This is a genomic window from Pseudomonas sp. GW821-FHT07F01, assembly GCF_059418825.1.
In genome coordinates, this window is sequence record NZ_JBWKQO010000005.1 from 329270 (window position 1) to 349753 (window position 20484).

Sequence of the window (20484 nt, forward strand, 5' to 3'; positions counted from 1 at the left end):
CACAGGGTAGAGCCTTTTCCCAGGTAAATACGCCCTAGGTAGGGGCATGACGATGCACCAGGCCTGTGCAATACTCCCGGCCCTTTCCGAGTGAGGTTTCAGGGCAAAAAGCAGGTAATGCTTCTCCGTGAAAGCGGTATTTGCCGAGATTTCTCTCTGAATATTGCAACTTATAGAGTGAAAAGCCCTGTCGGGAGCTTTTTATACTGCGCACCCCGCTGATCTGGCAGGTCTTGTCCTACCAGACGCTCCGTCCCACAAGGCCGGTGCGGTCGAGCAAGCTTCGGCTATCCGCTGGCGCTTCGAAGGCTCGGTGGTTCATATCCAATAACAAAATGAGGTTGTATCTCTATGCCAGTTGGCAACCAACTGCCCCACGGCGAGACCGCTCAGGGCGGCCCGCTGAAACGCGAACTCGGCGAACGGCATATTCGCTTGATGGCCCTTGGCGCCTGTATCGGTGTCGGCCTGTTCCTCGGCTCGGCCAAGGCCATCGAAATGGCCGGCCCGGCCATCATGCTGTCCTACATCATTGGCGGCCTGGCGATCCTGGTGATCATGCGCGCCCTCGGCGAGATGGCGGTGCATAACCCGGTCGCAGGTTCCTTCAGCCGTTACGCACAAGACTACCTGGGCCCGCTGGCGGGCTTTCTCACCGGCTGGAACTACTGGTTCCTGTGGCTGGTGACCTGTGTTGCGGAAATCACCGCAGTGGCGGTGTACATGGGGATCTGGTTCCCCGATGTGCCGCGCTGGATCTGGGCCCTGGCGGCCCTGGTGAGCATGGGCTCGATCAACCTGATCGCGGTCAAGGCCTTCGGTGAGTTCGAGTTCTGGTTCGCCCTGATCAAGATCGTCACCATCATCGCCATGGTGGTCGGCGGCATCGGTATCATCGCCTTCGGTTTCGGCAATGACGGCGTGGCCCTGGGCATCTCCAACCTGTGGACCCACGGCGGCTTCATGCCCAATGGCGTGACCGGCGTGCTGATGTCCCTGCAGATGGTGATGTTCGCCTACCTGGGCGTAGAGATGATCGGCCTCACCGCCGGTGAAGCGCGCAACCCGCAAAAGACCATTCCCAACGCCATCGGCTCGGTGTTCTGGCGCATCCTGCTGTTCTACGTGGGCGCGCTGTTCGTGATCCTGTCGATCTACCCGTGGAACGAGATCGGCACCCAGGGCAGCCCCTTCGTGATGACCTTCGAGCGCCTGGGTATCAAGACCGCCGCCGGCATCATCAACTTCGTGGTGATCACCGCCGCGCTGTCCTCCTGCAACGGCGGCATCTTCAGCACCGGGCGCATGCTCTACAGCCTGGCGCAGAACGGCCAGGCCCCGGCCGGCTTCGCCAAGACCTCGAACAACGGCGTGCCGCGTCGCGCGTTGCTGCTGTCGATCTTCGCCCTGCTGCTGGGCGTGCTGCTGAACTATCTGGTGCCTGAAAAAGTGTTCGTCTGGGTGACCTCCATCGCCACCTTCGGTGCGATCTGGACCTGGGTGATGATCCTTCTGGCCCAGCTCAAGTTCCGCAAGGGCCTGAGCCCGGCAGAACGTGCCGGCCTGAAGTACCGCATGTGGCTGTACCCGATCAGTTCCTACCTGGCCCTGGCCTTCCTGGTACTGGTGGTGGGGCTGATGGCCTACTTCCCGGATACCCGTGTGGCGCTGTATGTCGGCCCGGCGTTCCTGGTGCTGCTGACAGTGCTGTTCTATCTGTTCAAGCTGCAACCGACCAATGTCCAGCAAGGTTCGGCGCGGTCGGCGTCCTGACCTGCGCTTGGGTGATGCGGCTGGCTTGAGCATCCCGGACTGAAACGCTGAGACCAGAAATCCGGCGACCTGCAAAGGCCGCCGGATTTTTTTTGCCCGGGTCAACCGCCCAGGGTGCCGCTGGTATCGGCGTCGAAGATGGCCTTGGCCTGCAGCGCCGCCGGCGCCAGCAGGGCAAGCAACGCCGTTTCGCTGTGGAGCTGATGGGCGGCCAGGGTCTTGGGTGTCGGCTCGATGGGAATCAGCACCTCTTCGCCGGGCCCATGCAGCCAGATCGCCGTGACCTGCAGCGCCGAGATGAACAGCAGGCGCAGTTCATAGCTTTTTCCCTGCAGTTGCGGCGCCTGTTCCGCCAGGTCCAGGGCGTTGACGGCGGACGCCGCCAGGCTGCCATGGTTCAGCGCAGAGAAGCCGGCCTTGCCGGCCACCTCGGTCAACTGCGCATCGGCAATCGACACTCCGGCATCGAACACCAGGTAATGCCAGTCACCGGCCTTGGCCTGGGCCAGCCCCTTGCCCTGGGCCAGGTCCTCCAGGCTGAGGGCGTAGCCGCGAAAGGCCTGGGACAGATTCAGGTTACGGGCACGGGCCTTGGCAAACCCGCGGTTGATACCGAAACCCTGGGTCTGCAGGGCCGCCTGAAGGGCCGAGCGCAGGTGCTGGACGCCATCGACAGGCGCCTTGGGGTAAGTCAGTTGCATGTCGCCTCCTAGTTTTTTCGGGTGAAGTAGGTGTGGGTCCAGTTGCCGCCGCCGTTGTAGGAACCGGGGAAACTGTTCAGGGCGCGGGTCGAGTAACCGTAGATCGAATCCGCCACCAGGATGTAGCCGCCATCGCTGCCGTAGATCGTCAGGAAATGCGCACCGCCGCCGTACCAGGCACAGCGCAGGCCCACGGGGCGGCCCATGCCGAGCTGGTTGTCGATGGCCGGCATTTGCATCCGGTCCTCACGCATGCCGCCGTAGCAGCGGGTGGTGCGCAGGGCCGAATCCAGGTAGCCGTAGACGTTGCACGGCCCGGGCTGGCTGCAGCAGGAGTTGCGGCCCAGTTCGGCGTTGGCCACTCCGCACTGGGTCCAGGAACCGGTGCCGTAGTAGTTGCCCACCGATGCGGACAATGCTGCCCAGCACCAGTTGCTCTGGGTTTGCTGCTGCACGCTGAAGTTGAGCCGGGCAGCGGCCTGGGGCGCAGCTTCGGTGTGTGGATCGACTTCGCTCAGTTGCGGGTCGAGCAGGCTGCCGGCCAGGCACTGGGGCAGGGCCTGGGGAGCGTGGCCTGGGGTCAGGTTGCTACTTAACATGTTCATCCTCCATGAATGAAATCCAGCCTCCGGCTGGTGTCGTCGTTGCGTGTCGGGCTACTGCGCGTAGCCGGACCCGGGACATGACGCTGCGCTGGGCCAGCCTCGATGGCCTGCGTTGACCGGGTCTGCAAACAACCTTAGAGGATTGATGCGTCAATGCAATTAAAATATGCGTTTATGCATATTGCCTGCCGTGGACGTCCCTGGAAAGAGGGGCATCCATGGCGATGGCCGGGGCTATTTTTCGTCGAGGAAATGTTCCAGGGCTGCATTGAACAGGCCCGGGTCCTGGAGGAAGGCGAAGTGGCTGACATTGGGCAGGATCAGCAGCCCGGCGCCGGGAATCGCCTGGGCCATGTATTCGGTGTGCTCGCGCTTGATGGCTTCATCGTGGTCGCCATCGACGATCAGTACCGGCGTCTTGATCTTCGCCAGGTCGGCGTCGCTCCAGTTCGGCTGGCTGGCCCACATGTGGCCGATCTGCTCGACAAAGGCCGGGTACTCCTTGGGCGTGGGTGACAGGCGGGTGTACTCCTGGCCGGCGCGCTCGATGTAGGCGGCGAAGGTCGGGTTGTTCTCCACGCCTTCCTTGACCCCTGAGGTCTGGGTGTTGGCGGCGTAGGCGAAGACCTTGCCGACCCGCTGCGGGTAACGCATGGCCAGGTCCAGGCCGAGGATCGCGCCGTCGCTCCAGCCGACGAAATCGGCGCGGGGGATCTTCAGCTGGTCCAGCAGGGCGATCACGTCGTCGGCCATCAGGTCGTAGCCGTAGGGCCGGGCGTCCCGGGTGCTGCGTCCGTGGCCGCGGCTGTCGACGCTGATCACCGTGTGCCGGGCGGCCAGGGCCTTGGCCTGGAGCCCCCAATAGTCGGCATTACCCAGGCCGCCATGCAGCAGCACCACCGGTGAGCCGTGGCCGAGCTTGCTGTAATACAGGCGGATGCCGTTGACTTCGGCATAACCGGCTTGCGCCCCGGCCACCGGGGCCGGTGTGGGCGGCAGGCTCTGCCAGCGTTCGCCGGCAAAGGCACTGTTGAAGGACATCAGTAAAGCGATCACTGCAAACAGACGACGAGGCATGGGCTTCTCCGTGCATGGGCCCTCTGGTCGGACCGACCTTGGGCAGGTGGTTACCGCGATTGAGTCGATGCGAGACAGGCTAGACGTCGATGATCACCAGGGTGCCGTGGCTGCCGGGCAGCACGCTATGGGCCTGGCCGGCCTCCACCAGGTACATCTGGCCCGTCGCCACTTCCACCACGGCCTGGCCAATGCCCAGGTGCAGGCAGCCCTGGGTCACCAGCAGGCCTTCGTTGAAGTCGTGGGTTTCTTCCGGGTAGGGCTGGCCGTCCATGCGCAGCACCTTGATGCGGGCCGGGCCGACCTGGCCCACCAGCGTGGATTGCCAGGGCGCTGGCAGTTGGCGGGACAGTTGTTCGAATGACAGCAAGGGCATGGCGGGTCTCCGAAAGGTCAGTGGGGTTGGGGTCTGCTTTCGGTGGTCCGGTCAAGCAAGGTCTGGGTCGGGTTTTCTAGAACTCGTTCATCAACAGCACACGGCATTCGCGGCGCTGAAAAGCATTGATCTGCGGCACCAGGCGGGTGAAGTGCTCGGTCTGGCAGTGGGTGTCGAGGGCCGCTTGGTCCGGCCATTGTTCGACGAAGATGAAGTGCCCGGGGTCTTTCTGATCGACGAACAGATCGTAGGCGATGCACAGCGGTTCCTGGCGGGTTTTTTCCACCAGTTCGGCGTACCACGGGCGCACGGTGTCCAGGTGTTCGGGCTGGATGAAATCTTCAGCGATGACCTTGAGCATTGCAATCTTCCTTGGGTGACGCCCCGCGCTCCCCGGCAACCGGGGAGCACTGGGCAGTGGGGCTTAAGCGGCGGCTTCGGTGTTGGGTTCGAAGCTGTCGGCCCGGGCCAGTTGCCACATGCGCGAGTAGAACTCGCCGTTGACCTCGCCGGTGAGCAGCTCGCCGGGCTTGAGGAACACGTGCAACTGGGAGAACAGCTTGATCTCGGTGGCCGACATGCGTCGCACCAGGTGCTTGGCTTCCAGTTGCGAAGGGTGTTGCAGGCCGGCGGCAGCGAGCATTTCCGCCAGTGCCTTGAGGGTGTTGCGGTGGAAGCTGAATACCCGCTGGGCCTTGTCCGGCACCACCAGGGCGCGCTGGCGCAGGTTGTCCTGGGTGGCGACGCCGGTGGGGCACTTGTTGGTATGGCAGCTCTGGGACTGGATGCAGCCGATGGCGAACATGAAGCCCCGGGCCGAGTTGGCCCAGTCGGCACCGATGGCCAGCACGCTGGCGATGTCGAAGGCGCTGACGATCTTGCCACTGGCGCCGAGCTTGATCTTGTCCCGCAGGTTCAGGCCCACCAGGGTGTTGTGGACGAACAGCAGGCCCTCGCGCATCGGTGCGCCGATGTGGTCGGTGAACTCCACGGGGGCCGCGCCGGTGCCGCCTTCCTTGCCGTCCACCACGATGAAGTCCGGCAGGATGCCGGTTTCCAGCATGGCCTTGGCGATGCCCATGAACTCCCAGGGGTGGCCCAGGCAGAACTTGAAGCCCACCGGCTTGCCGCCGGACAGCTCACGCAGTTGCTGGATGAAATGCATCATCTCGATCGGGGTGGAAAAGGCGCTGTGGCTCGACGGTGAAATGCAGTCCTCGCCCATGCGGATGCCCCGGGTGTCGGCGATTTCCTGGGTCACCTTGTGCTTGGGCAGGATGCCGCCGTGGCCAGGCTTGGCGCCCTGGCTCATCTTGATCTCGATCATCCGCACCTGGGGGTTCTGCGCCTGCACGGCGAAGCGCTCCGGGTCGAAACGGCCGTCGCTGGTGCGGCAGCCGAAGTAGCCGCTGCCCAGTTCCCAGGTCAGGTCGCCGCCGTGTTCGCGGTGGTAGGGGCTGATGCTGCCTTCACCGGTGTCGTGGGCGAAGTTGCCGAGCTTGGCACCCTGGTTCAGTGCGCGGATGGCGTTGGCGCTGAGGGAGCCGAAGCTCATGGCCGAGATGTTGAACACCGAGGCCGAGTAGGGCTGGGTGCATTGCGGGCCGCCGACGGTCACGCGAAAGCTGTTGGGATCACTCAGGGGCGCCGGGCGCATGGAGTGGCCGATGAATTCGAAGCCCGACTGGTAGACATCGATCAGGGTGCCGAAGGGTTTGTCGGCGCTTTCGTTCTTGGCCCGGGAGTACACCAGGGAGCGTTGGGCGCGGGAAAAGGGCAGGGCGTCGCTGTCGGATTCCAGCAGGTACTGGCGGATCTCCGGGCGGATGCCTTCCACCAGGTAGCGGATATTGCCCAGGATCGGGTAATTGCGCCGCACCGCGTGCGGGCTTTGCAGCAGGTCGAAGATCCCCAGCAGGCTCAGCAGGCCGGTGACCAGGGCGAATGGCCAGAGCCAGTCGTGTTCGAGAAAGGGCAGGCTGGCGAGGGTGAAAATCACACAGGCGGCAAAGAAGGCGTAGCGGCTCAGAAGGGACAGGCTCATACGGTTTCCTTGGTTCGGACTCATTAAGGTCGTTTATCAGTACTCATTCTTATGGGTGCACAAGATCTTATTGTTGTGTGGGGCTGCCGGGGCGGCCCTGAAGGGGTATCAGGCGCTTTGCGCCTGGAGAAAAATCGAAAACAGCTCGGACTGGGATTTGATGCCCAGCTTGCTGTAGATGTGCTTTTTATGAACTTTCACGGTTTCGGCGGAGATTTCCAGCTTACGAGCGATCTCCTTGTTGGAGCAACCGCTGAGCATCAGGCGCCCCACATCCAGCTCCCGGGCGGTGAGTTGTGCGCCCCGCAGTTGTTGCATGGAGTGGTCCAGCTGGCTGCGCCAATCGGGCATTGGATGCAATTGCGCTGGGTTGTCTTGCTCAATGCTTTCGTGGGGCAGGCGCTGGCGCAGCAAGGCCACCACCCAGGGCTCGATCAGTGACAGCAGGGCGATCTGGGGTGGGGCGAAGCGTTGTCGCGAACCCAGGGACAGGCACAGGGTGCGGCCGTCCGCCAGCTGGCAATTGAACTGGATCTCATCGGCCACCACATTCAGACGAAAGTAGCGTTGGTAGTACTCGGTCAGCTGGAAGTGTTCCGGGGCCACTTCCGCCAGGCGCAACAGGCCGCTGCGCGATTGTTCGCGGCTGGCAACGTAGAAGGGGTCGAGCAGGTACAGGCCGTTGAGGTAGTCCTGGAACAACTGGTCGGGGCTGCCGTCCTCCCCCGGGCATTCGGCGAACACCAGGGGTTTGCGCTCACTGCAAAACAGCAGCGCCACCCAGCTGTCGAAACTCACGTACTGCTCCAGCAGGCGCACCAGCTGGGGCCAGAAACTGGCCTGGTCCAGGGCTTCGATCATCTGCCCCACCGAGCGGTGCCAGGCGATGTCATCCAGCGACAATGTCATGCATCTACCCCTATCGGGTTACCCCGGCTGCGTGATTTGCGGGCCGGTTGCTGCTGCGCATACTGCGGCACAGCCAAAGAACAAGGAATACCCATGAAGGTTGAACTGGCCCAGTTGGCGGGCCGTGATAACGCCACAGCTTACAACCTGGAACGGGCCCTGGCGGCCATTGCCGCCTGCGCCGCCGATACCCGGTTGATCGTGTTTCCAGAAACCCATCTGATGGGTTTCCCCAGCGCCGAGACCGTGGCCGCCGTGGCCGAGCCGCTGGATGGCCCCACCGTGCAGGCCGTGATCCAGGCCGCCCGGGCGCGCAATATCGCGGTGGTGATCGGCATGGCCGAAAACGACGACGGCCGATTCTATAACACCACTTTGCTGATTACCCCCGAGGGCATCGCCCTGCGTTATCGCAAGACCCACCTGTGGGCGTCCGACCGCGGTGTGTTCACCCCCGGTGACCGCTACGCCACCTGCCTGTGGAACGGTGTGCGGGTCGGCCTGCTGATCTGCTACGACATCGAGTTCCCCGAAAGCGCCCGGGCCCTGGCGCAACTGGGCGCCGAACTGCTGATCGTGACCAATGGCAACATGGACCCCTACGGGCCCACCCACCGTACCGCGATCATGGCCCGGGCCCAGGAAAACCAGGCGTTCGCGCTAATGGTCAACCGAGTGGAAGAAGGCGATGGCGGCCTGCTGTTCGCCGGCGGCAGCGCCCTGGTGGACCCCCTGGGCAGCCTGCTGTTCGAAGCCGGGCGCGAGGAAGGTCAGTTCAAGGTCGAGCTGGATCTCAAGCAACTGCAGGTGGCGCGCCAGGACTACCGCTACCTCGAAGACCAGCGCCTGAAGCTTGCGGGCGAAGTGCTCGAACACGGCGATGGCGTGCGTGAACTGCTGATTCCGATCCGCTGAAAGGGCCGTCCGCGGACGGCCAATCCCATAAGAAAGACCCCCTGCTGCACTCTTTTCAGTCCTGCCATAAATCTAATAATTGCGGAGTACTCGCTCATGGCTCGCTTGCAACGCACCCTTTCATTGGGCGCGGTGGTGCTGTTCGGTATCGCTTACATGACGCCGATCATTGTCCTCGGTACCTTTGGCATCCTCGCCCAATCCACCGCTGGCATGGTGCCGGCAGCCTATCTGGCAGCGCTGGTGGCGATGTTCTTCACCGCCATGAGCTACGGGCGCATGGCCGCGGCGTTTCCCGTGGCCGGCTCGGCTTACAGCTATGTGCGCAAGGCCATCAGCCCCAAGCTGGGTTTCATCGCCGGCTGGGCGGTGCTGCTGGATTACCTGTTCCTGCCCATGGCCATCTGGCTGATCGGCGCCGCTTACCTGCATTCGGCGTTTCCCGGTGTACCGCAGTGGGTCTGGGTGCTGGCTTTCATCGGGGTGACCAGCGCGATCAATATCGTTGGCCTGAAACTGGCCAACGGCATCAACGGCCTGCTGATGCTGGTGCAGTTCCTGGTGCTGATCGCCTTTGTCGGCCTGTGCATCCACTACCTTGGTGGCGAGGCCGGGCGGCCGCTGTTCACCCTGGCACCGTTCTTCAACGGGCAGATGCACCTGCCGCTGATCATGAGCGGGGCGGCAATCGCCTGTTATTCGTTCCTGGGCTTTGACGCGGTCAGCACCCTGACCGAGGAAACCCGCGACCCACGGCGGACCATTCCCCGGGCGATCATGCTGATTACCCTGGTGGGCGGGCTGATCTTTGTCGCGGTGTCCTACTTCGTCCAGGTTGCCCATCCGTCCTTCGAGTTCGCCGATGTGGATTCGGCGGCCTACGAGATTGCGCGCAATATCGGCGGCGACCTGTTCGTCTCGATCTTCCTGATCGGGCTGATTGTCGGTCAGTTCGCCTCGGGGCTTTCGGCCCAGGCCAGCGGCTCGCGACTGCTGTTCGCCATGGGCCGCGACGGGGTCTTGCCCAAGCGCTTTTTCGGCAGCCTGCACGGGCGTTTCGGTACCCCGGTCAACAGCATCCTGCTGTGCGCCGTGGTGGCGTTGCTGGCATTGAAGCTGGATGTCACCACCTCGACATCCTTCATCAATTTCGGCGCCTTCCTGGCCTTCAGCCTGGTCAACCTGTCGGTGATCTTTCATTACTGGGTGGGGGCCCGGCAGCGTGGCCTGCGGGAGCTGATCCTGTTCCTGATCTTCCCCCTCATCGGTCTGGCGGCCGATCTGTGGCTGATGTCCAGCCTCGATCACCTGGCGATCTACCTGGGGGCGAGCTGGCTGGTTATTGGCCTGGTGTACCTGGGTTTCCTCACTCGCGGTTTCTCCCGCCAGCCTCCGGAAATGGATTTTCAGGAAGCGGCATAGAACTGTCGGCAGTTTCCTTATTGCAATCGGTTCTCGTTTGGGTGATTTGGATATGTTATTGTATAACGCATCCAGCTCACCCAGATGCCCAGGAGGCCTCATGAAACCCGGTATCCATCCTGACTACCGCACCGTGCTTTTCCACGATACCGCTGCCGACGTGTACTTCCTCATCGGCTCCACCGTCGATACCGATCGCAGCCACACCTACAGCGACGGCAAGACTTACCCCTATGTGGCGCTGGACGTTTCCAGCGCCTCGCACCCGGTGTACACCGGCCAGCAGCGCAAGACCCAGTCCGAAGGCCGCATCGCCGGCTTCAACAAGCGTTTCGCTTCCTTCGGTTCCGGCGCCAAAGCCGCCCAGTGACGGCGTGCACGGCGAGTGTTGCGACTGCGCAACACTCGCTGAAGGTGGTTGGCGGCCCAGCCGCAGCGGACCGATGGTATTAAAAAGCCACTATCTCGATTGGAAATTCTTCTAGTCTTCAATCAGGCAACAGGGATTACCGTTGCCAGCTCTAACAATGAAGGACACGTGCATCGACGTTGACCCGAGGTGTCTCATGGGTGAGCTAAACGTTGCCACTGTCACACGCCGACCCGAGATTCTGCTGGTCGATAGCCAGGAAGTGATCCTGCAACGCCTGCAGCAGTTGCTCAGCCCGCTTCCCTACACGCTGCATTTCGCCCGCGATGCCACCCAGGCCCTGCAGCTCCTGGCCAGCCGGGAGGTGGACCTGGTGATCAGCGCCGCCCATCTGCCGCAGATGGATGGCCCGACCCTGCTGGCGCGTATCCATCAGCAGTACCCGAGCACCACCCGCATCCTGCTGACCGGCGACCCGGACCTCAAATTGATTGCCAAGGCCATCAACGAAGGGGAGATCTACCGTTACCTGAGCAAGCCCTGGGATGACCAGGAATTGCTGCTGGCCCTGCGCCAGGCCCTTGAGCATCAGCACTCCGAGCGCGAGCGCCTGCGCCTGCAGGATCTGGCCCAGCAGCAGAATGCCGAGCTCAAGGCGCTCAACACGCTGCTGGAAAAACGCGTGGCGGCACGCACCTCGGAGCTGCAGCAGACCGCCGACATGCTCGACCTGGCCTATGAGGAGCTCAAGCACAGCTACGCCACTGGCGCCGAGCTGTTTTCCCTGCTGGTCAACCAGCGCCTGCCCGCGGACAAGCAGACCAACCGGCGGATCATCGAGCTGGTGCGGGCCTACTGCAAAGTCCAGGGCATCGACCCTGGCGCCCAGCGTGACCTGGCCATGGCCGCGGCGTTGCACAACATCGGCAAGCTGAGCTGGAGCGACAGCATGATGACCAGCCCGGCGGATTTGCTGCATCACCATCAGCGCGAGCGTTATCGGGCCTATCCGGCGCAGAGCGAATCGTTGCTGATGACCCTGGAACCGGTGCAGGACGCCGCGCGGCTGATCCGCCATCATCAGGAACACTGGGACGGCAGCGGTTTTCCCGACCACCTCAAGGGCGACGCGATTCCCCTGGGCTCGCGGCTGCTCAAGCTGGCGGTGGACTTCATCGAGTTGCAGTGCGGGCTGATCCTGGAACGGCACATGAACAGCGACGAGGCCCTGGTGTTCATCCGCAAGTACGCCGGCCGCTTGTACGACCCGGACCTGGTGGAAGGTTTCATCCAGGTGTGTGCGGTCTACCTCAGCGACGTGACCCTGGGCGACCCTTCGGTGAAGGTTCTGAGTACCCGGGAGCTGGCGGCGGGGATGATCCTGGCGCGCAACCTGAATGCCGATAACGGCATGCTGCTGCTCAACGCCGGCAAGGTGCTCAACCTGCCGCTGGTGGACAAGCTGATCGCTTTTGAAACCATGGAGGGCGCCCGCTACAGCGTGTTCGTCAAGTTGCCCCAGGAACAGCAGGCAAGGGCCTGAAGCCGGGTGGCGGTCACATCGAAAAATGCCGGCGGCGGATGACGAGCCGCCGCCGCGCATGTGATCCTTGCGCCCTCATTCTCAAGGCTCCCGGATTCCCATGTCGCTGTCGTCCGTTGCTGCACCCTCCATCATTCGTATCGCCGCTGCCCTGCTGATCGGTGCCGACGGCCAGACCCTCCTGGTGCGCAAGCGCGGCACCCAGGCCTTCATGCAGCCCGGTGGCAAGATCGAAGCCGGTGAACAACCGGTGCACGCCCTGGCCCGTGAGCTGGAAGAAGAACTGGGATTGCGCATCGACCCGGCCCAGGCCCGTTACCTGCAACAGTTCTCGGCACCGGCGGCCAACGAGCCGGGGCATGTGGTGGAAGCCGAGGTGTTCCTGGTCCATATCCATGGCCCGGTGACCCCGGCGGCAGAGATCGAGGAAGTACGCTGGATCGACCCGGCCGGCGATGGAGATTTGTTCCTTGCGCCGTTGACACGCGATCTGATCTTGCCGTTTTATCGCAAGGCCCGAGCGGGCCACGCCTGACCCCCTCCCATTGCCAAGGATTGCCATGATTCCACTCCACGACTACCTGATCTTCGCCGCTGCTTCCCTGCTGATGGTGCTGACCCCGGGGCCGAACATGATCTACCTGATTTCCCGTTCGATCTGCCAGGGGCGCAAGGCTGGGGTGACGTCGTTATTGGGGGTGGTGGCGGGGTTCTTTGTCCACCTGTTCGCCGCCGCGCTGGGCCTGACCGCTGTGTTCATGGCGGTGCCCATGGCCTATGAGGTGCTCAAGTGGGCCGGCGCCCTGTACCTGCTGTGGCTGGCCTGGCAGGCGCTCAAGCCTGGCGCGCGCTCGCCCTTCGAAGCCCAGCAGCTGCCGGCGGATTCGCCGCGCAAGCTGGTGACCATGGGCTTTCTGACCAGCGCCCTGAACCCCAAGATCGCGGTGTTCTACCTGTCGATCTTTCCGCAGTTCATCCACCCCGAGCACGGTTCGGTGTTCTCCCAGAGCATCATCCTGGGCCTGACCCAGATCAGCGTGAGTTTCTCGGTGAACCTGCTGATCGCCCTGTTTGCCGCCGGTATCGCCTCCTGGTTTGCCAGCAACCCCACCTGGCTCTCGGTGCAGCGTTATTTCATGGGCTTTGTGCTGGCGGGGCTGGCCGTGCGCCTGATGTTCGAACAGCGTCGCGTCAACTGATCGAGGAGCGCCAGCATGAGTGATTTTCCAAGCCCGCAAGCGGTGGTCGAAGCACAACTGCAGGCCTACAACCGCAAGGATCTGGAGGCCTGGCTGGCGACTTATGCCGTAGATGCCCGGCAATACGAACATCCGGCCACCTTGCTGGCCAGGGGGCACGAGGAAATACGAGCTCGGGCCGTGGTGCGTTTCCAGGAACCCAACCTGCATGCCCGGCTGATCCAGCGTACGGTCATGGGCAACGTGGTGGTCGATCACGAACTGATCAGCCGCACCTTCGCCGACGGCAGCGGCACCCTGGAAACCGTGGCCATTTATGAAGTGCAGGGCGGCAAGATAAAATGCGCTTCATTCATTACCGGACACAAGACCCTCGACTGAGCATGCAGATCCAGCGCCTGACCCCTGACGATGTGGAGCAATACCGGGCCTTGATGCTCGAGGCCTATGAGCGCCATCCCCAGGCGTTCACCTCCAGCGTCAAAGAGCGGGAAAAACTGCCTCTGGCCTGGTGGGCCGCACGCCTGGACGGCGAGCTCGACCTGTTGCTGGGGGCGTTTTCCGAAGGGCGGTTGCTGGGGATCGTCGGCCTGGCCTTCGAGCTGCGGGAGAAGGCCCGGCACAAGGCGACCCTGTTCGGCCTCTATGTCACCGGCACGCAGCGCAACAGCGGGCTGGGCTACCGCCTGGTCCAGGGGCTGCTGGCCGAAGCGGCTGAATACGAAGGGCTGCGCCTGATCCAGTTGACCGTGACGGCCGGCAATGAAGCGGCGCTGGCCCTGTACCAGCGCTGCGGCTTCGTCCAGTTCGGCCTGGAACCCCAGGCAGTGCGGGTGGGCGAGGACTATTTCGACAAGATCCACATGTGGCGCCAATTGCCGGTCGAAGGCTGACCCCCGGTTCGCCGGCAAGCCGGCTCCTGGGCAAGCCTGCTTGGGGTCAGCGTACGGCGCTGACCCCGTCCAGGGTCGAGAACGAGGTGTCCTTGGCCGTGAGCAAAAAGTCGCGCATGTAGGGCGCATCCAGCATGTCGGCGCGAATCGCCGCGTACAGGGTGGCGAACAGGCCCTTTTCCCCGAGCCGCTTGGCCTTCACATAACCCCGTGAGCTGTACTCGTGCAGGGCCCAGTGAGGCATCCCGCACACGCCCCGGCCGCTGGCCACCAGTTGCATCATCATCACCGTCAGCTCCGAAGTCCGTACCTGGGCCGGTTCGATGTCCGCCGGTTCCAGGAAGCGGGTGAAGATGTCCAGGCGGTCGCGTTCCACCGGGTAGGTGATCAGGGTTTCGCTCAGCAGGTCTTCCGGGACTACGTATGGCTTGCTTGCCAGCGGGTGCTGGTTGGCGACCGCGAGCATGGCTTCGTAGGTGAACAGCGGCACGTAGGTGATACCCGCCAGCTCCAGCGGGTCGGAGGTCACCACCAGGTCCAGGTCGCCCCGGGCCAGGGCTGGCAACGGAGCGAACGAGAAGCCGGAGGCCAGGTCCAGCTCCACTTCCGGCCAGGCGTCGCGGAACTGATCGATGGTCGGCATCAGCCACTGGAAGCAGCTGTGGCATTCGATGGCCATGTGCAGGCGCCCGGCAGTGCCGCCGGCCAGCCGCGAAATGTCGCGTTCGGCGCCGCGCAGCAGGGGCAGGGTCGCATCCGCCAGTTGCAGCAGGCGCAGACCGGCGCTGGTGAAACGCACCGGCTTGGTCTTGCGCACGAACAGCGGCATGCCCAGGCGCTCTTCCAGCTCCTTGAACTGATGGGACAAGGCGGACTGGGTCAGGTGCAGGCGTTCAGCGGCTTCCACCAGGCTGTCGGCTTCGCGCAAGGCGTGCAGGGTCTTCAGGTGACGGATTTCGAGCACCAGGATCTCCATGAGTAAATTTTGTGGTTAAATCGAAAAGGTTGAGTTTGTCTCATGTTGACGGGCCTGTCGACCATCCCGCGTTCATCGATTCGCGGGCATCTTTGCCGATACGGGCGACAGCGCCTGTGTGTTGTGCACCGGGTGCCGGGGGCAAGCGCCGACCCTTGCCGCGGAAAAAGTACCGCTGGGGCAATCTTCATCAAATTGTCACGCAACTGTGGCAGCGCGAATCATCCAGGTTCATCAGACTCGCGCTCCACTGGGGTTCTGCGTTTCGGTGTTTTTCATGCGGGTACGATTTCTTTCAACTGTTCTACTCTTGGCCGGGCTGCTGCTCGGCCCGCTGTGTTTTGCGGCCGCGCGCTGCGATGTCAATGTCCCGACCCAACGGGTCGACCTGCCGCAGGTGAGCCTGGCCTACCAGAGCATTGGGCGCACCTCCGACCCGGCGTTGCTACTGGTCATGGGCCTGGGCGGGCAACTGATCCACTGGCCGGATGAGGTGGTGGTGGCCCTGTGTCAGCAAGGGTTTCGGGTGATCCGCTACGACAATCGCGATGTCGGCCTGTCCACTTGGCGCCAGGCCCCGGCCAGCGCCAACCTGACCTTCGAAGTGCTGCGCTACAAGCTGGGCCTGCCGGTGGCGGCGCCTTACACCCTGACCGACATGGCCGATGACGCCCTGGGCCTGATGGACGCCCTGCATATCGAGCAATTCCACGTGCTGGGGGCGAGCATGGGCGGGATGATCGCCCAGCACCTGGCAGCCATGGAGCCGCGGCGGGTCGAGAGCCTGACGCTGATCATGACCAGTTCCGGGGCCGAAGGTTTGCCGGCGCCGAACGCGGCGCTGGTGCAACTGCTTTCGCGGCGCAACGCACCGAGCCGGGAAGCGGCGCTGGAGCAGCAGGCCGACCTGCTGGCGGCCCTGGGCAGCCCGAAGGTCAGCGATGACCGCCAGGTCCTGTTGCAACAGGCGGCGGTGGCCTATGACCGGGCGTTCAACCCGGAAGGGGTCAAGCGCCAGATCATGGCGATTCTTGCCGAGCCGAGCCGGGTGGCATTGCTCAAGCAACTGCGGGTGCCGACCCTGGTGGTGCATGGCACCGCCGACCCGTTGCTGCCGGTGATGCACGGCGTGCACCTGGCGGCGCAGATCCAGGGCAGCCAGTTGAAGTTGATTCCGGGGCTGGCCCACCGGTTCCAGGAAGCCTTCAAGGCGCCGCTGCTGGCGGCGGTGCTGCCATACCTGCAAACCCACCGGGAAGACACTTCCCACTGGGCGCAGATCGAGCCGCTCGATAGCAGCAACATCCTCTAGGGCAGCGCGGCAAGCCGGCTCTTGCGGTTGGGTGCAGGAGCCGGCTTGCCGGCGAATGAAGCGCTGCGGTTTCAGCGAACGATCTTGTCCACCTGGATGCCGAGTTTCTTCAGCCGGTACCAGAAGCTGCGCTCGGAAATGCCGATCAACTGCGCCGCTGCCGCCTGGACACCGTTGCTCTGCTGCAGGGCGGCGAGAATGTAGGCTTTTTCCACTTCCGCCAGGGCCGCTTCCAGGTCGCTGGGCACTTGCGGGCCGACACTGATGGCTGCGCTGCTCTCTGTGCCCTGCGCCTGGGGACCGAACAGATACCCTGGCAGGTCCTTTTCTTCGATGACCTGGCCGCTGGCGACGATGGTGGCCCGCTCCACGCAGTTCTGCAGTTCGCGGATATTCCCCGGCCAGGCGTAGCTGGCCATGGCCTGCAGGGCTTCGGGGCTGAAGCCGCTGATGCGCTTGCCGGCGGTGGCACCCAGGCTGTGGGCAAAGTGCCGGGCCAGCAGGGCGATGTCCTCGACCCGTTCGCGCAGTGCCGGCAAGGGGATCGGGAATACATTCAGGCGGTAGTACAGGTCTTCGCGAAATTCCTTGTTGGCCACCGCTTCCAGCAGGTTCTTGTTGGTGGCGGCGATCACCCGCACATCCACCTTGCGCTCCCGTGGATCGCCCACCGGCTCGATCACCCGCTCCTGCAGGGCACGCAGGATCTTGGCCTGCAGGGCCAGGGGCATGTCGCCGACTTCGTCGAGGAACAGGGTGCCCTTGTCGGCTTGCTGGAAACGCCCGACCCGGTCCGCCACGGCGCCGGTGAAGGCGCCCTTGCGGTGGCCGAACATCTCGCTTTCCAGCAGGCCCTCGGGAATGGCCGCGCAATTGACCGCGACAAAGGGCTTGTCGGCCCGGTTGCCGTGCTTGTGGATGGCCCGGGCGACCATTTCCTTGCCGGTGCCGCTTTCCCCGGTCAGGAGGATGGTGGCGTTGCTTTCGCGCACCGAATCCACGGCTTGCAGCACCCGACGGAAGGCCGGGCTGTCGCCCACCAGGCTGTCGATCTGCTGATGCTCTGCGAGCTCGGCGCGCATGCGCTGGTTGTCTTTGAGGATGTCGCGAAACTGCAGGGCCTTGCTGACGGTGATGTCCAGTTCGTCGATGTCGAAGGGTTTGGCGATGTAGTCGTAGGCGCCGTTGCGCATGGACTGCACGGCATTCTTCACCGTGCTGTAGGCGGTCATCACGATCACCGGCAACTGCGGGTAGCGCTGCTTGATTTCCCCCAGCAACTGCGGCCCGTCCATGCCGGGCATGCGCCAGTCGCTGATCACCAGGTCGATGTCTTCCTGCTCCAGCACCTTGAGCGCGTGCAGGCCGTTGCCTGCGGTGAATACCTGGATGCCGTTCTGGCTCAGGGCCGAGGACAGCAGGTCGCAGAGTTTCGGCTCGTCATCGACCACCAGCAGGTTATGCGTCATCACTGTCCTCGTCGTCTTCTTCACCGTTGGCCGGAATGTACAGGCTGAAGGTGGCGCCAGCATCTTTTTCGCTGGTGCACTCGATATGGCCGTCATGGCTTTCCATGATCGAGAAGACTTTAGCCAAACCCAGGCCGGTGCCCGAGGCCTTGGTGGTGACGAATGGGGTGAAGATGCGTTCCAGCATGTCCGGCTCGATGCCCTGGCCGGTGTCGCTGACGCTGATGATGGTTTCGTCGTCGCGCTGGGAAATGCCCAGGGTCAGGCGGCCGCCGTCGGGCATGGCGTCGATGGCGTTGAGAATCAGGTTGAGGCAGGCCTGCTTGAGTTGCCGGGCATCGGCGTGGATGGTCGCGCCGGGGGCCTGGTCGTCGATCCGCGCGTCGATGTTGTGGGTGGCCAGTTCCGGGGTGCAGAAGCCCAGCAGTTCCTCCACCAGCGGGCGGGCCAGCTGGGTGGCGCGTATCGGCGCGCTGGGCTTGGCGAAATCGAGGAATTCGGTGATCAGGTCGTTGATCCGGCTGACCTCGCTGATCACGTATTCCAGGTGGCGCTTGTCGTTTTCCGGCAGGTTGGCCCGGCGGTGCAGCAACTGCGTGGCGGTCTTGATGATGCCCAGCGGGTTGCGGATCTCGTGGGCCAGGCCCATGGCCACTTCGCCCAGGGCATGCAGGCGGTCGCGGCGGCGCAACTGGGCTTCCAGATGCTGCAGTTCCCCCAGGCGCTCGGTCATGTGGTTGAAGGTGCTGCTCAGCTCCGCCAGTTCGTCGCCGCCGATCACCGGCACCCGTTGGCGGTAGTCGCCGGCGATCACCGCCTGCACGCCCTTGGACAGGCCCCGCAGCGGTCGGGTCAGGCGCTGGGAAACCAGCCAGCCGACGCACAGCGAGGCTGCCGAGCTGAGCAGGAAGATCAGGATGAACAGGTTGCTCTGGTTGACCAGGCCCACCAGGCTGCTATGGCGCAGCAGGCCGCTGAAGATCACCCCCACCAGGTCGCCGCTGTCGTTGAAGATCGGCCGGTACAGGCCGCTGTAGCGGCTGGTGAACTGCTCGGTGGGCTGGCGGGTGGCGCGCAGGATGTCTTCGATCTTGTGCGGTACCTGGGGCGGGTGGTCCTCGAAGCGCTGGGTGGCGAAGATTTCCGAGAAGTCATCGGCCTTGGCCAGGTACAGGCGCAGGTCCAGGGAATGCACGTCGGCCACGCTGGTGAGGAAGCTGGCGTCCAGGTAGGTGGCGATCAGCAACTGGTAGTCGACCCCGTCGAGCTGGGTCTGGAACGTCGAGACCACCGCCCCGGTGGCCACGCCGCCGACCTGGATGGTCTGCAGCACGGCATTGGAGGCGGTACTGATCTGCCCCACCACGTCATCGGCGGCAGTGGTGAACACCACCTTGTGATCGTTCTTGCGGATCAGCGCCACCACGTCGATGCCCATGGAATCGGCGATGTCGGCGGTGAGCTTGTCATGCTTGGCCGCATTGCGGTCCGTGGGCGGGCGCGTATAGCGCAGGAACAGCTGGGCGATCCGCGCGTTGTCATGGAGGATTTCGGTGATCTCGTCCTCGACGATCTTGGTGGACTCCTGCAGCCAGATCCGCACGTTGCTGTCGAAGATTTCCGACAGGGTAGTGGCCGCCAGTTCCGCGGCGATCATGGTGGGAATCACACTGACCAGCCAGAACGCCAGCACCAGCTTGCGTTGCAGGCTCCAGCGGGAAATGGCGAAGGGGCGAGGAGGGCGACGATCTTTTCTGGTCATGTACTTTCGCTTATTGCAGCAGCCATGGCGGGGTCGGAGCGATCCGGGCGGACAAAGCGTTTTATCAGTTTGAGCAGGGCATTGAGCAAGGGATTGCGATGCCGGAAAAACAACATGTTACCGGTGAACTGGCAACCCAGGCGCAACTTGCTGGCATAACCGGCCTGGCCGCACTCGTACAGGGGAATGCGTTGCTGAATACAGTAGTCGACGTTGGCCAGCCAACTGCGGAAATACAGATTGTGCTCACGGGTGATACTGAGGTCGTGGGCAAAGAACTTGTCGATCAGCCGATGCTGGTCGATGAGCACCAGGTTGAAGGCCACCAGTTGCTCGTCGACCCAGTACAGGACACAGGCCGCGCGTTCCCCCAACTGCTCGAGGATGCCGGTGAAGTAGCCTGCCGGCAGGCGTTCGAACTGCAGGTCGCTACGATTCAGGGTGGCCTCGTAGAGGCGCATGATGTCCGGCAGCACGTCGTCGATCTGGCGTCGCCATTCTATGCGTGGCGCCGGTGTCCGGAGTTTGCGGCGCAGGTCCTTGCGGGTGGATTTGCCCAGGGTGCCCAGGTAGGCGTCGATCGAGGCAAAGGGCACCGGCAGCAGCGCCGTGGGCAGGCTCGGCATGGCTTGCAGCCCCGCGGCCAGGCAACTGGCAGCCCATTGCCGGTCGTTGCTCGGCGCATCCTTGACCGCCATCAGGCCGATGCCGAAGCTGTCGGCATCGCGTCGCGCCAGTTGCAGCAACTGCTCCAGCAGCTCCTGGCGGCGTTGCGCAGGCACATGGCTGGCGGTGCCGGCATTGCACTGTTCGGCCACAGGCGAGCCTATGGCGTACAGGCGCAGCTCCAGGGCCCCGGGCCACTGGCGTGCCAGGCGTTCGGTGAAGCGCTTGGCCAGCCCGGAGACCGTGGTATCAAGCCGGTACTGGGTGGTGAAGGCCGGCGCCACTGCCACCAGGGTCGAACCCTCGTAGAGCGCCAGGTAGCGCCAGCGAAAATCGGCGATCGCGGCTTTTTCCACGGCCAGGTAATAGTCCCAATCCTCCAGGGCCCCTGGGAAACAGTCATTCCAGGCGCTGCGATCGATGGCCTGGATGGTTGAAAAGGCTTGGGCGGTTATCACGTCTCTTCCTTAAG

At 63.6% G+C, this 20484-nt stretch carries 21 protein-coding genes; 10 read left to right on the top strand and 11 right to left on the bottom strand.

The features are described 5' to 3' along the window. Positions 1 to 351: 351 nt before the first annotated feature. Positions 352 to 1773, top strand: a complete 1422-nt coding sequence (locus AC07R1_RS19840; RefSeq protein ID WP_015636846.1) for an amino acid permease — start codon at positions 352 to 354, stop codon at positions 1771 to 1773. A gap of 101 nt (positions 1774 to 1874) precedes the next feature. On the opposite strand, the gene AC07R1_RS19845 is transcribed toward AC07R1_RS19840, so the two are convergent. The 7 genes from AC07R1_RS19845 to AC07R1_RS19875 form a co-directional block, all read right to left on the bottom strand. Beyond that, complete coding sequence (locus AC07R1_RS19845) at positions 1875 to 2474, bottom strand: hypothetical protein (RefSeq protein WP_495110873.1); 600 nt, start codon at positions 2472 to 2474, stop codon at positions 1875 to 1877. A gap of 8 nt (positions 2475 to 2482) precedes the next feature. After that, positions 2483 to 3073 carry a papain-like cysteine protease family protein gene (locus tag AC07R1_RS19850; RefSeq protein ID WP_346624756.1) on the bottom strand — a complete coding sequence of 197 codons (591 nt, stop codon included), beginning with the start codon at positions 3071 to 3073 and terminating at the stop codon, positions 2483 to 2485. A 240-nt stretch (positions 3074 to 3313) separates the two neighbouring features. Further along, positions 3314 to 4156, bottom strand: coding sequence for an alpha/beta fold hydrolase (locus AC07R1_RS19855; RefSeq protein WP_015636843.1), 843 nt, complete (start codon positions 4154 to 4156; stop codon positions 3314 to 3316). 79 nt (positions 4157 to 4235) lie between these two features. Next, entirely contained in the window at positions 4236 to 4532 is a 297-nt protein-coding gene (locus AC07R1_RS19860) for a cupin domain-containing protein (protein WP_011063156.1), read from the bottom strand. 76 nt (positions 4533 to 4608) lie between these two features. Then, positions 4609 to 4893, bottom strand: a complete 285-nt coding sequence (locus tag AC07R1_RS19865) for a putative quinol monooxygenase (RefSeq protein WP_019093120.1) — start codon at positions 4891 to 4893, stop codon at positions 4609 to 4611. A gap of 63 nt (positions 4894 to 4956) precedes the next feature. Next, positions 4957 to 6576: an FMN-binding glutamate synthase family protein gene (locus tag AC07R1_RS19870; protein ID WP_011063154.1), complete on the bottom strand. Its 1620-nt coding sequence runs from the start codon at positions 6574 to 6576 to the stop codon at positions 4957 to 4959. Between the two features lie 108 nt (positions 6577 to 6684). Next, complete coding sequence (locus tag AC07R1_RS19875; protein WP_011063153.1) at positions 6685 to 7485, bottom strand: helix-turn-helix transcriptional regulator; 801 nt, start codon at positions 7483 to 7485, stop codon at positions 6685 to 6687. Between the two features lie 93 nt (positions 7486 to 7578). On the opposite strand from AC07R1_RS19875, the gene AC07R1_RS19880 reads away from it, so the two are divergent. The 8 genes from AC07R1_RS19880 (at position 7579) to AC07R1_RS19915 (ending at position 13827) form a co-directional block, all read left to right on the top strand. Then, positions 7579 to 8400 carry a carbon-nitrogen hydrolase family protein gene (locus AC07R1_RS19880; protein ID WP_015636841.1) on the top strand — a complete coding sequence of 274 codons (822 nt, stop codon included), beginning with the start codon at positions 7579 to 7581 and terminating at the stop codon, positions 8398 to 8400. A gap of 96 nt (positions 8401 to 8496) precedes the next feature. Next, the gene (locus AC07R1_RS19885; RefSeq protein ID WP_041119701.1) at positions 8497 to 9822 is read left to right on the top strand and encodes an APC family permease; all 1326 of its coding nucleotides are present in this window, start codon (positions 8497 to 8499) and stop codon (positions 9820 to 9822) included. A gap of 100 nt (positions 9823 to 9922) precedes the next feature. Continuing rightward, a complete protein-coding gene (locus tag AC07R1_RS19890) occupies positions 9923 to 10192 on the top strand; it encodes a type B 50S ribosomal protein L31 (RefSeq protein ID WP_011063150.1) in 270 nt (89 codons plus the stop codon). 196 nt (positions 10193 to 10388) lie between these two features. Beyond that, complete coding sequence (nosR, locus tag AC07R1_RS19895) at positions 10389 to 11735, top strand: response regulator c-di-GMP phosphodiesterase, NosR family (protein ID WP_015636838.1); 1347 nt, start codon at positions 10389 to 10391, stop codon at positions 11733 to 11735. 100 nt (positions 11736 to 11835) lie between these two features. Next, positions 11836 to 12270 carry an NUDIX hydrolase gene (locus AC07R1_RS19900; RefSeq protein ID WP_015636837.1) on the top strand — a complete coding sequence of 145 codons (435 nt, stop codon included), beginning with the start codon at positions 11836 to 11838 and terminating at the stop codon, positions 12268 to 12270. Positions 12271 to 12295: 25 nt separating this feature from the next. Then, a complete protein-coding gene (locus tag AC07R1_RS19905) occupies positions 12296 to 12934 on the top strand; it encodes a LysE family translocator (protein WP_011063147.1) in 639 nt (212 codons plus the stop codon). Between the two features lie 15 nt (positions 12935 to 12949). Continuing rightward, positions 12950 to 13315, top strand: a complete 366-nt coding sequence (locus AC07R1_RS19910; protein ID WP_019093123.1) for a nuclear transport factor 2 family protein — start codon at positions 12950 to 12952, stop codon at positions 13313 to 13315. A 2-nt stretch (positions 13316 to 13317) separates the two neighbouring features. Then, positions 13318 to 13827, top strand: a complete 510-nt coding sequence (locus AC07R1_RS19915) for a GNAT family N-acetyltransferase (protein WP_053159936.1) — start codon at positions 13318 to 13320, stop codon at positions 13825 to 13827. Positions 13828 to 13873: 46 nt separating this feature from the next. Here AC07R1_RS19915 and metR read toward each other — a convergent pair whose 3' ends face one another. Further along, positions 13874 to 14791, bottom strand: coding sequence for a transcriptional regulator MetR (gene metR, locus AC07R1_RS19920; protein WP_011063144.1), 918 nt, complete (start codon positions 14789 to 14791; stop codon positions 13874 to 13876). A gap of 289 nt (positions 14792 to 15080) precedes the next feature. On the opposite strand from metR, the gene AC07R1_RS19925 reads away from it, so the two are divergent. Beyond that, a complete protein-coding gene (locus tag AC07R1_RS19925; RefSeq protein ID WP_015636833.1) occupies positions 15081 to 16115 on the top strand; it encodes an alpha/beta fold hydrolase in 1035 nt (344 codons plus the stop codon). A 71-nt stretch (positions 16116 to 16186) separates the two neighbouring features. Here AC07R1_RS19925 and AC07R1_RS19930 read toward each other — a convergent pair whose 3' ends face one another. From AC07R1_RS19930 to AC07R1_RS19940, 3 genes are read right to left on the bottom strand one after another with little or no spacing between them, the layout of a single operon-like run. Beyond that, positions 16187 to 17584, bottom strand: coding sequence for a sigma-54-dependent transcriptional regulator (locus AC07R1_RS19930; RefSeq protein WP_015636832.1), 1398 nt, complete (start codon positions 17582 to 17584; stop codon positions 16187 to 16189). Further along, the gene (locus AC07R1_RS19935) at positions 17574 to 19346 is read right to left on the bottom strand and encodes a sensor histidine kinase (protein ID WP_065365272.1); all 1773 of its coding nucleotides are present in this window, start codon (positions 19344 to 19346) and stop codon (positions 17574 to 17576) included. The genes AC07R1_RS19930 and AC07R1_RS19935 overlap by 11 nt, the downstream gene beginning before the upstream one ends. Then, positions 19343 to 20470 carry a GNAT family N-acetyltransferase gene (locus tag AC07R1_RS19940; protein WP_495110874.1) on the bottom strand — a complete coding sequence of 376 codons (1128 nt, stop codon included), beginning with the start codon at positions 20468 to 20470 and terminating at the stop codon, positions 19343 to 19345. Before AC07R1_RS19940 ends, AC07R1_RS19935 begins: the two co-directional genes overlap by 4 nt. Positions 20471 to 20484: the final 14 nt, after the last annotated feature.

Coding starts and splice junctions, on each gene's coding strand:
- nosR (WP_015636838.1), top strand. CDS start 10,389: ATGGGTGAGCTAAACGTTGCCACTGTCACACGCCGACCCGAGATTCTG.
- AC07R1_RS19865 (WP_019093120.1), bottom strand. CDS start 4,893: ATGCTCAAGGTCATCGCTGAAGATTTCATCCAGCCCGAACACCTGGAC.
- AC07R1_RS19885 (WP_041119701.1), top strand. CDS start 8,497: ATGGCTCGCTTGCAACGCACCCTTTCATTGGGCGCGGTGGTGCTGTTC.
- AC07R1_RS19875 (WP_011063153.1), bottom strand. CDS start 7,485: ATGACATTGTCGCTGGATGACATCGCCTGGCACCGCTCGGTGGGGCAG.
- AC07R1_RS19860 (WP_011063156.1), bottom strand. CDS start 4,532: ATGCCCTTGCTGTCATTCGAACAACTGTCCCGCCAACTGCCAGCGCCC.
- AC07R1_RS19855 (WP_015636843.1), bottom strand. CDS start 4,156: ATGCCTCGTCGTCTGTTTGCAGTGATCGCTTTACTGATGTCCTTCAAC.
- AC07R1_RS19915 (WP_053159936.1), top strand. CDS start 13,318: ATGCAGATCCAGCGCCTGACCCCTGACGATGTGGAGCAATACCGGGCC.
- AC07R1_RS19910 (WP_019093123.1), top strand. CDS start 12,950: ATGAGTGATTTTCCAAGCCCGCAAGCGGTGGTCGAAGCACAACTGCAG.
- AC07R1_RS19925 (WP_015636833.1), top strand. CDS start 15,081: ATGCGGGTACGATTTCTTTCAACTGTTCTACTCTTGGCCGGGCTGCTG.
- AC07R1_RS19880 (WP_015636841.1), top strand. CDS start 7,579: ATGAAGGTTGAACTGGCCCAGTTGGCGGGCCGTGATAACGCCACAGCT.
- AC07R1_RS19845 (WP_495110873.1), bottom strand. CDS start 2,474: ATGCAACTGACTTACCCCAAGGCGCCTGTCGATGGCGTCCAGCACCTG.
- AC07R1_RS19890 (WP_011063150.1), top strand. CDS start 9,923: ATGAAACCCGGTATCCATCCTGACTACCGCACCGTGCTTTTCCACGAT.
- AC07R1_RS19905 (WP_011063147.1), top strand. CDS start 12,296: ATGATTCCACTCCACGACTACCTGATCTTCGCCGCTGCTTCCCTGCTG.
- AC07R1_RS19870 (WP_011063154.1), bottom strand. CDS start 6,576: ATGAGCCTGTCCCTTCTGAGCCGCTACGCCTTCTTTGCCGCCTGTGTG.
- AC07R1_RS19840 (WP_015636846.1), top strand. CDS start 352: ATGCCAGTTGGCAACCAACTGCCCCACGGCGAGACCGCTCAGGGCGGC.
- AC07R1_RS19935 (WP_065365272.1), bottom strand. CDS start 19,346: ATGACCAGAAAAGATCGTCGCCCTCCTCGCCCCTTCGCCATTTCCCGC.
- AC07R1_RS19930 (WP_015636832.1), bottom strand. CDS start 17,584: ATGACGCATAACCTGCTGGTGGTCGATGACGAGCCGAAACTCTGCGAC.
- AC07R1_RS19900 (WP_015636837.1), top strand. CDS start 11,836: ATGTCGCTGTCGTCCGTTGCTGCACCCTCCATCATTCGTATCGCCGCT.
- AC07R1_RS19850 (WP_346624756.1), bottom strand. CDS start 3,073: ATGTTAAGTAGCAACCTGACCCCAGGCCACGCTCCCCAGGCCCTGCCC.